General features: G+C 55.2%; 17 protein-coding genes and 1 riboswitch. Of the genes, 9 read left to right on the top strand and 8 right to left on the bottom strand.

Annotated features, from left to right (window positions below; genetic code table 11):
* The first annotated feature begins 341 nt into the window (after positions 1-341).
* Together purH and purD are read left to right on the top strand one after the other, a co-directional pair.
* Positions 342-1,931, top strand: coding sequence for a bifunctional phosphoribosylaminoimidazolecarboxamide formyltransferase/IMP cyclohydrolase (gene purH / locus OGX83_RS12845; protein ID WP_008787105.1), 1,590 nt, complete (start codon positions 342-344; stop codon positions 1,929-1,931).
* Between the two features lie 15 nt (positions 1,932-1,946).
* The gene (gene purD, locus OGX83_RS12840; RefSeq protein ID WP_286588192.1) at positions 1,947-3,236 is read left to right on the top strand and encodes a phosphoribosylamine--glycine ligase; all 1,290 of its coding nucleotides are present in this window, start codon (positions 1,947-1,949) and stop codon (positions 3,234-3,236) included.
* Here purD and zraR read toward each other — a convergent pair.
* Together zraR and zraS are read right to left on the bottom strand one after the other, a co-directional pair.
* Entirely contained in the window at positions 3,233-4,558 is a 1,326-nt protein-coding gene (gene zraR, locus OGX83_RS12835; RefSeq protein ID WP_286588190.1) for a sigma-54-dependent response regulator transcription factor ZraR, read from the bottom strand. The two genes, purD and zraR, sit on opposite strands and share 4 nt — an antisense overlap.
* 5 nt (positions 4,559-4,563) lie before the next feature.
* On the bottom strand, positions 4,564-5,949 hold the full coding sequence (zraS, locus tag OGX83_RS12830) for a two-component system sensor histidine kinase ZraS (protein WP_071446126.1): 1,386 nt from the start codon (positions 5,947-5,949) through the stop codon (positions 4,564-4,566).
* Positions 5,950-6,006: 57 nt separating this feature from the next.
* Here zraS and OGX83_RS12825 point away from each other — a divergent pair, with 57 nt between their 5' ends.
* Both OGX83_RS12825 and zraP read left to right on the top strand, forming a co-directional pair.
* Positions 6,007-6,216, top strand: a complete 210-nt coding sequence (locus OGX83_RS12825) for a hypothetical protein (RefSeq protein WP_008787108.1) — start codon at positions 6,007-6,009, stop codon at positions 6,214-6,216.
* The gene (gene zraP / locus OGX83_RS12820) at positions 6,213-6,656 is read left to right on the top strand and encodes a zinc resistance sensor/chaperone ZraP (RefSeq protein ID WP_032945657.1); all 444 of its coding nucleotides are present in this window, start codon (positions 6,213-6,215) and stop codon (positions 6,654-6,656) included. Before OGX83_RS12825 ends, zraP begins: the two co-directional genes overlap by 4 nt.
* Before the next feature lie 61 nt (positions 6,657-6,717).
* Here the strand turns inward: zraP and OGX83_RS12815 are convergent, their stop codons facing one another.
* The 6 genes from OGX83_RS12815 to nudC form a co-directional block, all read right to left on the bottom strand.
* Positions 6,718-7,410 carry a DUF1481 domain-containing protein gene (locus tag OGX83_RS12815; protein ID WP_286588194.1) on the bottom strand — a complete coding sequence of 231 codons (693 nt, stop codon included), beginning with the start codon at positions 7,408-7,410 and terminating at the stop codon, positions 6,718-6,720.
* 11 nt (positions 7,411-7,421) lie between these two features.
* A complete protein-coding gene (gene hupA, locus OGX83_RS12810; protein ID WP_001044509.1) occupies positions 7,422-7,694 on the bottom strand; it encodes a nucleoid-associated protein HU-alpha in 273 nt (90 codons plus the stop codon).
* 186 nt (positions 7,695-7,880) lie between these two features.
* Positions 7,881-8,471, bottom strand: coding sequence for a YjaG family protein (locus OGX83_RS12805; protein WP_003842015.1), 591 nt, complete (start codon positions 8,469-8,471; stop codon positions 7,881-7,883).
* A 33-nt stretch (positions 8,472-8,504) separates the two neighbouring features.
* The gene (nfi, locus tag OGX83_RS12800; RefSeq protein ID WP_204558740.1) at positions 8,505-9,185 is read right to left on the bottom strand and encodes a deoxyribonuclease V; all 681 of its coding nucleotides are present in this window, start codon (positions 9,183-9,185) and stop codon (positions 8,505-8,507) included.
* Positions 9,186-9,194: 9 nt separating this feature from the next.
* The gene (gene hemE, locus OGX83_RS12795) at positions 9,195-10,259 is read right to left on the bottom strand and encodes a uroporphyrinogen decarboxylase (protein WP_286573954.1); all 1,065 of its coding nucleotides are present in this window, start codon (positions 10,257-10,259) and stop codon (positions 9,195-9,197) included.
* A gap of 50 nt (positions 10,260-10,309) precedes the next feature.
* On the bottom strand, positions 10,310-11,083 hold the full coding sequence (nudC, locus tag OGX83_RS12790; RefSeq protein WP_003033074.1) for an NAD(+) diphosphatase: 774 nt from the start codon (positions 11,081-11,083) through the stop codon (positions 10,310-10,312).
* Between the two features lie 96 nt (positions 11,084-11,179).
* On the opposite strand from nudC, the gene OGX83_RS12785 reads away from it, so the two are divergent.
* From OGX83_RS12785 to thiS, 5 genes are all read left to right on the top strand, one after another.
* Positions 11,180-11,668 carry an Rsd/AlgQ family anti-sigma factor gene (locus OGX83_RS12785; protein ID WP_032945654.1) on the top strand — a complete coding sequence of 163 codons (489 nt, stop codon included), beginning with the start codon at positions 11,180-11,182 and terminating at the stop codon, positions 11,666-11,668.
* Positions 11,669-11,718: 50 nt separating this feature from the next.
* A riboswitch (TPP riboswitch) is annotated at positions 11,719-11,841 on the top strand.
* A gap of 83 nt (positions 11,842-11,924) precedes the next feature.
* On the top strand, positions 11,925-13,823 hold the full coding sequence (gene thiC, locus OGX83_RS12780) for a phosphomethylpyrimidine synthase ThiC (RefSeq protein WP_048227511.1): 1,899 nt from the start codon (positions 11,925-11,927) through the stop codon (positions 13,821-13,823).
* On the top strand, positions 13,823-14,458 hold the full coding sequence (gene thiE / locus OGX83_RS12775) for a thiamine phosphate synthase (RefSeq protein ID WP_286588187.1): 636 nt from the start codon (positions 13,823-13,825) through the stop codon (positions 14,456-14,458). Before thiC ends, thiE begins: the two co-directional genes overlap by 1 nt.
* Positions 14,451-15,209 (top strand): HesA/MoeB/ThiF family protein, encoded by a 759-nt coding sequence (locus tag OGX83_RS12770; RefSeq protein ID WP_003826902.1) that lies wholly within the window; start codon positions 14,451-14,453, stop codon positions 15,207-15,209. Before thiE ends, OGX83_RS12770 begins: the two co-directional genes overlap by 8 nt.
* Complete coding sequence (thiS, locus tag OGX83_RS12765) at positions 15,190-15,390, top strand: sulfur carrier protein ThiS (protein WP_016155307.1); 201 nt, start codon at positions 15,190-15,192, stop codon at positions 15,388-15,390. Before OGX83_RS12770 ends, thiS begins: the two co-directional genes overlap by 20 nt.

The raw sequence follows: 15,390 nt of genomic DNA, 5'->3' as shown, positions 1-15,390 counted from the left end.
TGGAGGCGCATTATAGGGAGTTTCCTGCGGCCCGCAACCCTTAAATGACAGAAAAATGACTGACTGCTGCATTCCACAGCGAAACCCCGCCTTATACCCATTTACACACAGACTTATCCACAAACCACACGATCGTTTCTACGATCCTCTCGTTATATCAGCCTCCTTCAACAGAAAAAGAAGAGGTCAAAATCGAAAATTAAAAATTCGCGAGCGTTGCGCAAACGTTTTCGTTACAATGCCCCCGCAAAACAAGGATGCCCCGTAAGGGGCGTTAGCTGAGTTTTTAGCCAAGAATTCACCTAACGCTCTCTGTAATAGTCAAATCCAGGGGATTTACCATGCAACAACGTCGTCCAGTCCGCCGCGCTCTGCTCAGTGTTTCTGACAAGGCCGGTATCATCGAATTCGCTCAGGCACTTTCCGCACGTGGTGTGGAGCTGCTGTCTACAGGTGGCACTGCGCGCCTGTTAGCGGAGAAAGGTCTGCCAGTGACCGAAGTTTCCGATTACACCGGCTTCCCGGAAATGATGGATGGACGCGTGAAGACCCTGCATCCGAAAGTCCACGGTGGCATTCTTGGTCGTCGCGGTCAGGATGACGGAATTATGGAACAGCACGGTATCGCCCCTATCGATATGGTGGTTGTAAACCTGTATCCGTTCGCCGAGACAGTGGCACGCGAAGGCTGCTCGCTGGAAGATGCGGTAGAGAACATTGATATCGGCGGCCCGACCATGGTGCGTTCCGCAGCCAAGAACCATAAAGACGTAGCGATCGTTGTGAAGAGCAGCGACTACGACGCCATTATTAAAGAGATGGATGCCAACGAAGGCTCCCTGACTCTGGAAACCCGCTTTGACCTCGCGATTAAAGCCTTCGAACACACCGCCGCCTACGACAGCATGATTGCCAACTACTTCGGCAGCATGGTTCCGGCTTACCACGGTGAGAGCAAAGAGGCCGCCGGTCGTTTCCCACGTACGCTGAACCTGAACTTCATTAAGAAGCAGGATATGCGCTACGGCGAGAACAGCCACCAGCAGGCTGCCTTCTATATAGAAGAGAATGTTAAAGAAGCATCCGTTGCCACCGCGCAGCAGGTACAGGGCAAAGCGCTTTCCTACAACAACATCGCCGATACCGACGCGGCGCTGGAGTGCGTGAAAGAGTTCAGCGAGCCAGCCTGTGTGATCGTTAAGCACGCTAACCCGTGCGGCGTGGCGGTAAGTACCTCTATTCTCGACGCTTACGACCGCGCCTATAAAACCGACCCAACCTCCGCGTTCGGCGGCATCATCGCTTTCAACCGCGAACTGGATGCCGAAACCGCGCAGGCAATTATCTCCCGTCAGTTCGTGGAAGTGATCATCGCCCCGTCCGCAACCGAAGACGCACTGAAAATCACCGCCGCCAAACAGAACGTTCGCGTTCTGACCTGCGGTCAGTGGGCACAACGTGTACCGGGCCTGGACTTCAAACGCGTTAACGGCGGTTTGCTGGTTCAGGACAGGGATCTGGGGATGGTGAGCGAAGGCGAACTGCGCGTGGTGTCCAAACGTCAGCCGACCGAGCAAGAGCTGCGCGATGCACTGTTCTGCTGGAAAGTCGCCAAGTTCGTGAAATCCAACGCCATTGTTTATGCCAAAGAGAACATGACTATCGGCATAGGCGCAGGCCAGATGAGCCGCGTGTACTCCGCAAAAATCGCCGGGATTAAAGCGGCTGACGAAGGTCTGGAAGTGAAAGGCTCTGCAATGGCCTCTGACGCCTTCTTCCCGTTCCGCGATGGTATTGATGCTGCCGCCGCCGTTGGCGTGAGCTGCGTTATCCAGCCCGGTGGTTCTATCCGTGATGACGAAGTCATTGCCGCTGCCGATGAACACGGTATTGCGATGATCTTTACCGACATGCGCCACTTCCGCCATTAATCCACGGAGCAGACGATGAAAGTATTAGTGATTGGCAACGGCGGGCGCGAGCACGCCCTGGCCTGGAAAGCCGCACAGTCCCCGCTGGTTGATACCGTTTTTGTCGCACCGGGTAACGCCGGTACCGCACTGGAGCCCGCGTTGCAGAACGTGGCTATCGGCGTCACCGATATTCCAGCTCTACTGAGCTTTGCCCAGAACGAGAAAATTGACCTGACCATCGTCGGCCCGGAAGCGCCGCTGGTGATTGGCGTGGTCGATGCGTTCCGCGCCGCTGGCCTGAAGATCTTCGGGCCAACCGAAGGCGCTGCACAGCTGGAAGGCTCCAAAGCCTTCACCAAAGATTTCCTCGCCCGTCACCAGATCCCGACGGCGGAATATCAGAACTTCACTGAGATTGAGCCAGCGTTGGCCTATCTGCGTGAGAAAGGCGCGCCGATAGTCATCAAAGCCGACGGTCTGGCCGCCGGTAAAGGTGTTATCGTGGCGATGACGCTGGAAGAAGCCGAAGCCGCCGTTCATGACATGCTGGCAGGTAACGCTTTTGGCGATGCGGGCCACCGTATCGTTATCGAAGAGTTCCTCGACGGTGAAGAAGCGAGCTTTATCGTAATGGTCGACGGCGAGCATGTGCTGCCGATGGCCACCAGCCAGGACCACAAACGCGTAGGCAACGGCGACACTGGCCCGAACACCGGCGGTATGGGTGCTTACTCACCAGCGCCGGTGGTAACTGATGAAGTGCATCAGCGCACCATGGAACACATTATTTGGCCAACCGTAAAAGGTATGGCGGCGGAAGGGAATACCTACACCGGTTTCCTGTACGCGGGTCTGATGATCGACAAACAGGGCAATCCGAAGGTTATCGAGTTCAACTGCCGCTTCGGCGACCCGGAAACCCAGCCGATCATGCTACGCATGAAATCGGACCTGGTGGAGCTTTGCCTGGCCGCTTGCGACGGCAAGCTGGATGAGAAAACCTCCGAGTGGGACGAACGCGCCTCGCTGGGTGTCGTCATTGCTGCCGGAGGTTATCCAGGTAACTACAACACCGGAGATGAAATCCACGGTCTGCCGCTGGAAGAAGTAGAAGACGGAAAAGTGTTCCATGCAGGCACTAAACTCGCCGAAGACGATCGTGTGTTGACCAGCGGTGGTCGCGTGCTGTGCGCCACCGCCCTGGGTCATACCGTGGCTGAAGCGCAGAAACGCGCTTACGCCCTGATGACCGACATCCGCTGGGATGGCAGCTTCAGCCGTAACGACATCGGCTGGCGCGCCATTGAACGCGAGCAACGCTAACGCGAAATTTTCGCCAGCAGCGTTTTACGCGTAATGCCTAACTGACGGGCGGCTTCCGTTTTATTGCCGCCCGTTTTTTCCAGCGCCGCCAGAATCACCTCTTTTTCGACATCCACCAGCGGTTGGATCTCGCCACTGAATTCCGTTTTTATCGGCGTCGCGGCAATCGCCATCGGCAGCTCGCGTTCGGAAATATATTCCCCCGTCAGCAGCACCACCGAGCGCTCAATCGCATTTTCCAGCTCACGAATATTGCCCGGCCAGTCGTAGTGGATCAGCAGATCCATCGCCTGCGGAGTAAAGCCTTTCACCGCTTTACGGTTACGCGCGGCAAAACGCTGGAGAAAATGTTCGGCTAGCAGCGGAATATCTTCCCGGCGCTGGCACAGCGCTGGCATTTCAATGGTGACGACGTTCAGGCGATAGTAGAGATCCTGACGAAAGCGCCCGGCACTGACTTCCTCTGCTAGATCGCGATGCGTAGCGGCGATCAGCCGGACATCAACCGCAATAGTCTGGTTGCTGCCAACCCGCTGCACTTCTCGCTCCTGGATAGCCCGCAGCAGACGCACCTGCATCAGCGGTGAAATATCACCGATTTCATCAAGAAATAACGTGCCGCCATCAGCTTCCACAAAGCGACCTTCCCGCCGTTTATCCGCCCCGGTAAACGCCCCTTTCTCGTGACCAAAAAGTTCGGACTCCAGCAGCGATTCATTAAGCGCCGCGCAGTTGAGCGTCACCAGCGGTTTATCGCGACGGGCGCTGCTGGCATGCAGCGCCCGGGCCACCAACTCTTTCCCCGTACCGGAGTCTCCGTGAATAAGCACCGTAGCATCCGAGGGCGCAACCATCGCGATTTCATTGAGCAACTTCTGCATCGCCGGACTACAGCCAATCATGCCAAACTGCGCAGCCGACGCCGATGGCAGTTCAGCGCTCGTTTCCCGCGTATGCGCCAGCGCCTTTTCCAGCGTCTCCTGCAGACGGTCAAAATCCAGCGGCTTGATTAAGTAGTCCAGCGCCCCGGTTTTAAGCGCCTCAACGGCAGTCTCCACGCTGGAGAACGCCGTCATGATCAAGACCGGAATCGCCGGATTCAGCGCTTTAATCTCTTTCAGCGTTGCGATGCCGTCCATCTCCGCCATGCGTACATCACACAGCACTAAATCAAATACGCGTTCGCGCACCTGTTCCAGCGTCGCTCGCCCGCTATAGGCCAGCGCGACCTCATAACCCCAGCCGCGCAGCAGCGCCTGTAAAATGGTGCAGTGGCTAATATCGTCATCTACCACCAGAATATTGATTTTTCCGCGCGTCATCCTTGTTAATCCTGTTGTTTCGCTTTGGTCGGCAGCCAAAGGGTAAAGGTCGCGCCTTTGCCCTCAACGCTTGCCACCTGAATGGTGCCACCGTGCTGTTCGATAATGTTCTGCACTACCGCCAGCCCGAGGCCGGTTCCGTCAGCTTTGGTCGTAAAGTAAGGCGTAAAAATGGCCTCCAGCTGTTCCGCCGCAATCCCCTTCCCACTATCGGTAACCACAATTTTAACGCGTTCGCCGCTGCTTTCATTCGCTTCAACCGTGATCGTGCCCTGACGACCAATCGCATGAATGGCGTTCAGATACAGATTCAACAAAACCTGAGTCAGTCGGTCAGGATCGGCCTGGATAGCGGGCAGCGTAGAATTGGCCGAAAAGCGGAGCTGGATTTCCCGGCTTGCCGCATCCTGACTCACCAGGTGTAATGAGTGGGTGATAACCTCATTGAGATCCACCTTTTGCAGCGTCAGATGTGCAGGTTTCACCAGCTCCAGCAACTCGCTCACCACCCGATTTAAACGATCCGCCTCTTTCGCCATCACCTGTGCCAACTCGTGCGACTCGCCTCCTGCCGGGGTTCGCTCGGCAAAATACTTCGCTAACCCTTTGATCGATGAAAGCGGGTTACGAATTTCATGTGCCACCCCAGCCGCAAGATGACCAAGTGCTAACAGTTTTTCTTTACGCTTCATCGCATCCTGAAGTTCTTTGTACGAGCGCTGATAGCGCTGATACCAGAAGAACGTCAGCACGGTGGCCAGCAACACAGCCGCCAGCGCAGAGAGGACTATCAGTGTGTTACGCCACTCCCTTGCCTGAGTCGCTGTCAGATCGCTGGCATCAAAGGCGATAAATATGGTTTGTGCTGGGGAGATAAGCTGCCCGTCATTGCTGGCACAGCGCGCCATGCCGTGGCGTCCTGGACCATACATCGGCTGAAACTGGCGATAAATTTCCAGTGCTGGCGTTTTTTCACCATCCCTCGCTGGAATTTCAATATTCCGCCAGCTTTCTTGCTCCCCAGGACTAAGCTGTCGCAGGACATCCGATGAATAGAGCGTTTTGCCGACCATCGCGGAATTGCTGTGGGTAATAATGACACCATGCTCATCGACGACAGCAAACCATAGCACGCCAGGCTGTACAGCCATTTCCTCCAGTAGCGTCTGCTGCTGGGCATGATGCATGCGCATCCCCATGCCTACGCGCGTACCAGACTCCAGAGCGCGAATGAGCACGCTGCCTTTTTCCAGTAGCGTTTGCCGCGCGGCACCACTTTCCCGCCCATAGTCCCGAATGGTCATAATCGAAAACCAGCCGACCAAAACCAGGATTGCCGCCAGCAAGAGTCGGCTCAACCACTTTGCCACCGTATCCTTATAAAGACGCATACGCTCTCCCTTCACCCCGCTTGTTCCTTTCATGGTTGCAGGTATACAGCAGAAATCATGCCATTTTTTCCCCCTGATAACCCTGCCCTCAGACACAAACAGCTGAAAGTAACGGGTAAAAATGACTCGCTGACGCGTTCTGGCGAGTCATTTTTACTCGTTTCCCTGCAAAGACGGCGGGTACAACGCCCGCAGGACTGGGATTGCCGCTTTGGCACGGAAGATGCAAAAGGGAATGTAAGTAACCAACAGGAGAACGAACGATGAAACGGAACAACAAACTGGCACTGATTGCACTTTCTCTTATCGCACTTGGCTCCACCCCGGTACTGGCACAGAATCACTGGGGATATGGCGACGGAATGCAGCAACGGGGCGGTACGCCAATGACCGCTGAGCAGCAGGCTGCCGCACAGAAAATCTATGATGATTATTATTCCCAGACCAGCGCGTTGCGCCAACAGCTGACATCCAAACGTTATGAGTACAATGCTCTATTAACGGCCAGCTCGCCGGACACGGCAAAAATTAACGCCGTTGCAAAAGAGATGGAAGCGTTGAATCAGTCTCTGGACGAGCAGCGCGTTAAACGTGATGTCGCAATGGCGCAGGCTGGCGTGCCACGTGGCGCGGGAATGGGCTACGGCGGATGCGGCGGTGGCGGTAACCATCGCGGCGGCGGTCATATGGGAATGGGCCACTGGTAAAAGACTTAATGCCTGATGACGCTATACGGATCAGGCCTGCTGATTTCCTGTATTCAGGTTTTCAGAAAATTTTGGCTGTAGGCTGCCAGTGACAAAAATCTTCATTGGCGACCAGCAGTAGCTGCGACCCTTCGGGCGCTTCCAGCCATGCCACACTCACCTCTACGGATGAATGTCTCTGGCGGCGCTCGATATGGTTTATCGCCCACGACTCCAGGTCTGGCTTCAGCGTTTCACCTTCACAGGTTGTGACCGTGTTATCCGCATGCCAACGTCCCTGACGCAATATCACCCGTCCCTGACGCAGCGCATCGCTGGTCTGGCGAATTTGATCGGCACGATAGCGGTAAAGCGCGATTTGATCGCTGGAAAGCTGCTGCTTTTGCCCGTCGACTTCACGCTGCATGAAGCTCAGTTCGCCCCGGTCGTCGAAGCGTATACGGACATGTTCAGCCGGTTTACTGTAAACGTTGAGTTCTATCAGAGAGAGCGAATCACCCTGCCAGCGGTATTCACTGGTAGTGGTTTCGCCTTTACGCCACGGACTAAATACCGAGAGCAAGTGAACATCGTCACCGGAGTCTTTACGCCAAATGCGTACCGCCCCCTGATCGCCAACATAGCCGCTGGCCGTGAAAGGAGGAAGCTCAGAATGGCTACCGCAGGCAGACAGTAACAGAACACCTGAAAGCCAAAGCGTATGACGCCAGATGGACAAAAGGGGCGAAACCGCCCCTTCGTTAAAACTGTTCACTGCCACGCGAATTACTTAACCGCGTCTTTCAGTGCTTTACCAGAAACAAATGCCGGTACGTTAGCTGCGGCGATTTTGATTTCTTTACCGGTCTGCGGGTTGCGGCCAGTGCGCTCAGCACGGTGGTTCACTTTGAAGGTACCGAAACCAACCAGTTGTACAGCATCGCCTTCTTTCAGAGACTCAGTAATAGCAGCCAGAGTGGATTCCAGAGCAGCTTTAGCCTGTGTTTTAGACAGTTCTGCTTTGTCTGCAATTACATCAATCAGTTGAGTCTTGTTCATAAGTTATCCTTACAATGTGTTTATCGCTTGCTAAGCATCGAGTGCGACGGAAATGCCAGAAAAGCACTCTCCTGCATACACGCACCGATAGCCACTTTTTTTCGCCCCCCAAATGTAGACCAGACCGGGGGCGGATGGGAAGCCTTCAGGCACGACAAATCAGGCGTTAAATCACGTTTTGTGGTGTCATTGCTGAAAATTTATACCAATATTGCTCTCGCCAGCCTCGCGCAGGTCTGCACGCAGCCCTTTTATCAGCTCAATATCGCGTTCTTCACAGTCGGCTAAAAGTCGGAAAATTTCCCACTGAATATCCCATTCTTGCTCAACGGCAGGGTTTTCTTTGAGCTCTTCATCGGTCATTTCACGACCAGCCTGAGTCATTTCCAGCATCGCAACCGTCGTAATCGAAGCCTTACTCACTTCGATTGCATGCTCCAGCGTTTCACCGCTAAGACGCGAATGCATCAGTTCGCTTAATGCCACACAGGCATCAATCGCCGGATAAACACCGTACAGATCGTAATCGTCTGCAGAAGGAATGGCCTCTTCAAATTTTTCCAGCTGGCTGTCGAAATTGATTTTCGCGTCTTTAACCGTCAGCGCTTCCCAAATCAGATCCAGAATTCGGCGGTAAATCTGTCCATCGCCAAATTCAGTTTGCTTGCAGAACATGGCGTAGTTTGGGTACATGCGTTCGCACAGACAAGCCATAAACGTGACGTGCTGCCAGCTTTCCAGCTTCTCCAGACGCAGGTGAATCGGATTTTGTAACATGATGAGTTCTCAAATACGGAAATTAGCCGCAGTTTACCCGATATGGGGCGTTTTTGCTGCAAGCCGAGTAAAAGCCGGGCGTTCGGATGCCACTGCATCTGCCCAGCGTGTGGGTTCCGGCAAACGATAGCCGTTCATACAGCGTTGAACCCACGCCAGTGCGCTGTCCATACTCACGCGGTGGCCCGTGGAAATAAACAACGGGTTACAGCGCGCTTTGCTGCGCCAGACCCATGCCAGTTGTTCGCCTTTATCCAGCAACGGCGCTAGCGCACCAGGTTCAGCAGCGAGCGATTCAAACTTGCCGCACAACCGTTTTTTCGCCACACCAATCGTTGGTACGTCCACCAGCAGGCCAAAATGGCTGGCCACGCCCAGACGACGCGGGTGAGAAATGCCATGACCATCAACGAACAGCAGATCTGGCTTGTGCGAGAGCAGTTGCCAGGCGGCCATCAGCGCGGGAGTTTCACGAAAGGAGAGAAAACCGGGAATGTAGGGCATGGTGGTGGCGATACGCGCCACCTTGTATTCGACCAGTTCAAGCGTGGGATACTTCAGTAAGACCATCGCGGCTCGCGTCACTTCGCCACCCTGCTCAAACCCAACGTCCGCCCCGCCGATCAGATCCGGCGGATCGGTCTTCAGACGATCCTCGCGGATCACTGAAGAGGCCAGTTCAAGCTGCTGCGCGCGTAATGACGCGAGATCCATGATGACTCCTTAGCGGTGGTACTGTTCGGACAACCGATGTACCGCCTCCACAAAGACACCCGCATGTTCTGGCGGGACGTCCTGATGAATGCCGTGGCCCAGGTTAAAGACATGCCCTTCACCCTGACCGAATCCGGCCAGAATTGTCGCCACCTCTTCTTCGATGCGGGCTGGCGGCGCATACAGCATGGACGGATCCATATTGCCCTGGAGCGCCACTTTATGACCTACACGACGACGCGCATCGGCAATGTCAGTAGTCCAGTCGAGACCTAACGCATCACAGCCGGTTTCCGCCATCGCTTCCAGCCACTGACCACCGCCTTTGGTAAACAGGGTCACCGGTACACGACGACCTCCATTCTCACGCAGCAGACCATCGACGATTTTGTGCATGTAGTACAGGGAAAACTGCTGATAGTCGCGACCGGTCAGCACACCGCCCCAGGTATCGAAAATCATCACCGACTGCGCGCCCGCTTTGATCTGCGCGTTCAGGTACAGCGTGACGCTCTTCGCCAGCTTATCAAGCAGCAGATGCAGCGCTTTAGGGTCGGCGTACATCATCTTTTTAATCACGGTGAAGGCTTTGCTGCTGCCGCCTTCAACCATGTAGGTCGCCAGCGTCCACGGGCTACCGGAGAAGCCGATCAGCGGCACTTCGCCTTTCAGTTCACGGCGGATAGTGCGCACCGCGTTCATCACGTACCCCAGCCCATCTTCCGGGTCAGGGATCGGCAGTTTGTCGACGTCAGCCTTGCTGGTAATCGGAGAGGTGAAGCGTGGACCTTCTCCTGCTTCAAAATACAGCCCGAGTCCCATCGCATCCGGGATCGTCAGGATATCCGAGAAGAGGATCGCGGCATCAAGTTTATAGCGACGCAGCGGCTGCAACGTGACTTCGCAGGCCAGCTCGGCATTTTTGCACAGCGCCATAAAATCACCCGCTTCGGCACGGGTAGCTTTGTATTCCGGTAGATAGCGGCCTGCCTGGCGCATCATCCATACCGGAGTGACATCAACGGGCTGGCGCAGCAGCGCACGCAGATAACGATCGTTCTTCAGTTCGGTCATTTTTGCAGTTCCTTATTGCGTCAGTCCATCAGTGTATCACCACTCGCTCTTTACTCGTACTCAGCCCGACACATTGCCACAGTGTCTTCAATCAATCGACGCGCGACAGTACCCGGCGGGGGTAAGAGCGGTAAGTCGTCATAGCGATACCAGTTCGCTTCGAGCAGCTCTTTCGGGTCGATGACGATTTCGCCGCTATCATACTCCGCCATAAATGCGGTCATCAAAGACTGCGGGAATGGCCACGGCTGAGAAGTGACATAGCGCAGATTTTTCACCTTAATCCCGCTTTCTTCCATAACTTCACGCGCCACCGCCTGTTCTAAGGTCTCGCCCACTTCGACAAAACCTGCCAGTACGGTATGCACGCCGTTACGATGGCGAACATGTTGGGCAAGCAGGATGGAATCATCTCGGCGAATAGCGACGATTATGCACGGGGCAATTTGCGGGTAATAACGTTCACGGCAGTGGCTACAGAGCATCGCCCACTCCGTTTTACTCGGGTGCATGGGATGGCCGCAGTAGCCGCAGAATTTATGCGAGCGATAGAACTCCGCCAGCTGTACGCCGCGTCCGGCCAGTTGAAACAGGCCAACATCCTGGTCAATGACCTGGCGCACCGACCCCATATCGTGTCGACGCTGCTGCTGCACCAGCCAGACAGTTTCCCCTTCCCACTCGCCTATTGGCAGCGCGCGCTGACCAATCAGATCAAAACGGGCTGCGTCGCCATAAGGTAGCTCGCCATGAGGTAACCATAACTTTTGCTCATGACTGACGATCCACCAGCCGCTATCTAATTTTTCAATTATACGATCCATATCTCTTGCGCAACCTTTGCTTCACAGGCATGTTGTTTACATTATTTTTACATTTACGGGTGAGCAGTTCCTAAACACCATCTTGCGGAGTCAATCATGTTAAACCAGCTGGAAAGCCTGACGGAGCACGTCGGAGGAAGTAATAAACTGGTTGATCGCTGGCTACATGTACGTAAGCACCTGCTCGTGGCTTACTACAATCTGGTTGGCATTAAGCCTGGCAAAGAATCGTACATGCGACTCAATGAAAAAGCGCTGGATGATTTTTGTCAGAGCCTGGTCGATTACCTCTCCACCGGACACTTCAGTATTTATGAACGTATTCTCCATAAATTGGAAGGGAACGGGCAGCTTTTAAAAGCCACAAAAATTTGGCCGCTGCTGGAAGCCAATACGCAGCTGATCATGGACTACTATGACTCCAGCCTGGAAACTGCGATTGATCATGATAACTTCCTTGAATTTCAACAGGTTTTATCGGATCTCGGCGAGGCACTGGAAGCCCGATTCGTGCTGGAAGATAAGTTGATCATGCTGGTATTTGACGCAATGCACGAGAGTAACACTCTCAAACGTCATGCTTGAGATTTGCGGCATTAACGCGTAGTTTACATTCATTACCTCTTTACTGAGGTTACTTCTTGTCGGAGTGCTTATTTTCCACAGCAGCATGAGTGGAAAAGGCTGAGACCGTTAATTCGGGATCCGCGGAACCTGATCAGGTTAAAACCTGCGAAGGGAACAAGAGTCAATCTGCAATAGCATCGCCCCCGGGCGAGCTTCTCTCTTGCTTCATCCGTCGTCTGACAAGCCATATCCTTACTTTTATTTGGAATGAGCTATGTCTGCCACTACTAAACCATCACGCCGCGAACAGCGCGCTCAAGCCCAACACTTTATCGATACCCTGGAAGGGACCGCCTTCCCTAACTCAAAACGCATTTATATTACCGGTTCGCAGCCGGATATCCGCATTCCGATGCGCGAAATTCAGCTCAGCCCAACACTGACTGGCGGTAGCAAAGACAACCCGCAGTTCGAAGAGAACGAAGCCGTTCCGGTATACGACACCTCCGGACCGTATGGCGATCCTGACGTGGCGATTAACGTCCAGCAGGGTCTGGCAAAGCTGCGCCAGCCGTGGATTGCGGCGCGTAACGATAGCGAAGAATTAGACGACCGGAGTTCCGCTTATACCAAAGAACGTCTGGCCGACGATGGCCTAGACGAGCTGCGTTTCACCGGCCTGCTGACGCCAAAGCGCGCCAAAGCGGGTAAGCGAGTCACCCAACTGCACTACGCCCGCCAGGGAATAGTGACCCCGGAGATGGAGTTCATCGCCATCCGTGAAAACATGGGCCGCGAGCGCATTCGCAGTGAAGTGCTTCGCCACCAGCATCCGGGGATGAACTTTGGTGCACGCCTGCCGGAAAACATCACGCCGGAATTCGTGCGTGATGAAGTGGCCGCGGGCCGCGCGATTATTCCTGCCAACATCAACCACCCGGAATCCGAGCCGATGATTATCGGTCGCAACTTCCTGGTGAAGGTTAACGCCAACATCGGTAACTCTGCCGTCACCTCCTCCATTGAAGAAGAGGTAGAGAAGCTGGTGTGGTCGACGCGCTGGGGCGCGGACACGGTGATGGATCTCTCCACCGGTCGCTATATCCACGAAACCCGTGAGTGGATCCTGCGTAACAGTCCGGTACCGATCGGTACTGTGCCGATCTACCAGGCGCTGGAGAAGGTCAACGGGATCGCCGAAGATCTCACCTGGGAAGCCTTCCGCGACACGTTGCTGGAGCAGGCCGAACAGGGCGTCGACTACTTCACCATTCACGCGGGCGTGCTGCTGCGCTACGTGCCGATGACTGCCAAACGCCTGACCGGCATTGTCTCACGCGGCGGTTCAATTATGGCGAAATGGTGCCTTTCTCATCACAAAGAGAACTTCCTGTACGAACATTTCCGCGAGATTTGCGAAATCTGCGCCGCCTACGACGTCTCTTTGTCGCTGGGTGACGGCCTGCGCCCGGGTTCAATTCAGGATGCGAACGACGAAGCGCAGTTCTCCGAGCTGCATACGCTGGGCGAGCTGACCAAAATCGCCTGGGAATACGACGTGCAGGTGATGATAGAAGGTCCAGGTCATGTGCCCATGCATATGATCCAGCGCAACATGACCGAAGAGCTGGAGCACTGCCATGAAGCACCGTTCTACACTTTAGGACCGTTGACCACCGATATCGCACCGGGCTACGACCACTTTACTTCCGGGATCGGTGCGGCGATGATCGGTTGGTTTGGCTGCGCGATGCTGTGCTACGTCACGCCAAAAGAGCACCTCGGCCTGCCGAACAAAGAAGATGTTAAACAAGGGTTGATTACCTACAAGATTGCCGCCCATGCAGCTGACTTAGCAAAAGGTCATCCGGGCGCGCAGATCCGCGATAACGCCATGTCGAAAGCGCGCTTCGAATTCCGCTGGGAAGACCAGTTTAACCTCGCGCTCGACCCGTTCACCGCCCGCGCCTACCACGATGAAACCCTGCCACAGGAATCCGGTAAGGTCGCCCACTTCTGCTCCATGTGCGGGCCGAAGTTCTGCTCGATGAAAATCAGCCAGGAGGTTCGCGACTACGCTGCTGCACAAACGATTGAAGTCGGCATGGCAGATATGTCGGAGAACTTCCGCGCCAAAGGCGGCGAAATTTACCTCAAAAAAGAGGAGGCGTAATGTACCAGCCTGATTTCCCGACCGTGCCGTTTCGCCTCGGGCTTTACCCGGTGGTAGACAGCGTGCAATGGATTGAACGTTTGCTGCAGGCGGGTGTACGCACGATCCAACTGCGCATTAAAGATAAGCGTGATGAAGAGGTCGAAACCGACGTTATGGCCGCCATTGAACTGGGGCGTCGCTATAACGCCCGTCTGTTTATCAACGACTACTGGCGTCTGGCAATTAAGCACCGCGCTTACGGCGTACATCTGGGCCAGGAAGACCTTGAAACCACCGACCTGAAGGCGATTCAGGCGGCGGGGCTACGCCTGGGGATCTCCACTCACGATGATATGGAGATCGACGTCGCGCTCGCCGCTAAGCCTTCTTATATCGCGCTGGGTCATGTTTTTCTCACGCAAACCAAACAGATGCCTTCCGCCCCGCAGGGACTCACGCAACTGGCAAACCATATTGAACGATTAGCGGATTACCCGACCGTCGCCATTGGCGGTATCAGCCTTGAGCGCGCCCCGGCGGTACTGGCGACCGGCGTCGGCAGCATTGCCGTGGTCAGCGCCATTACCCAGGCGGCTGACTGGCAGGTCGCCACGGCCCAACTACTGGATATCGCGGGAGTGGGCGATGAATGACCGCGACTTTATGCGTTACAGCCGACAGATCCTGCTCGGCGATATCGCCATTGAAGGCCAGCAAAAGCTACTCGATAGCCATGTGCTGATTGTCGGTTTAGGCGGGTTAGGTTCGCCTGCCGCGCTGTATCTGGCGGGAGCAGGCATCGGAAAACTGACGCTGGTAGACGATGACGACATTCATCTGAGCAACCTGCAGCGCCAGATCCTGTTTACCACTGATGATATCGCACGTTCAAAATCGCAGGTTGCCCAGCAGCGCCTGACGCGGCTCAACCCGGATATCGAGCTGGTGTCACTCCAGCAGCGACTGAAAGGCGATGCGCTTCGGCATGCGGTAGCGCGTGCCGATGTGGTGCTCGACTGTACCGATAACATGGCCACGCGCCAGGAAATTAACGCCGCCTGCGTAACGCTCAACACCCCGCTCGTCACCGCCAGCGCCGTCGGCTTTGGCGGCCAACTGATGGTGCTGACGCCCCCGTGGGAACAAGGATGTTACCGCTGCCTGTGGCCGGACGATGTAGAGCCCGAACGCAACTGCCGTACCGCCGGTATCGTCGGACCGGTTGTGGGCGTGATGGGCACCCTGCAGGCGTTGGAAGCGATTAAATTGCTCAGCGGTATTGAGACGCCCAGCGGAGAGCTACGCCTGTTTGACGGTAAAACCAGCCAGTGGCGCAGCTTCGCACTACGACGCGCCAGCGGCTGCCCGGTATGCGGAGGGCAACATGCAGATTCAGTTCAATGATGAGCCGATGCAGTGCGCCGAAGGACAAACCGTCAGTGGGCTGCTCACTGCGCTTAATCAGCTTAAACCGGGCGCGGCGCTGGCGCTCAATCAGCAGATCCTCCCGCGCGAGCAGTGGGAGCAGCAAATCGTGCAGGAAGGCGACCAGATCCTGCTTTTTCAGGTTATTGCAGGGGGTTGA

This window comes from Citrobacter sp. Cpo074, from assembly GCF_030332745.1.
Lineage (GTDB): Bacteria > Pseudomonadota > Gammaproteobacteria > Enterobacterales > Enterobacteriaceae > Citrobacter > Citrobacter portucalensis.
This window is presented reverse-complemented; position numbering and strand designations above follow the sequence as displayed.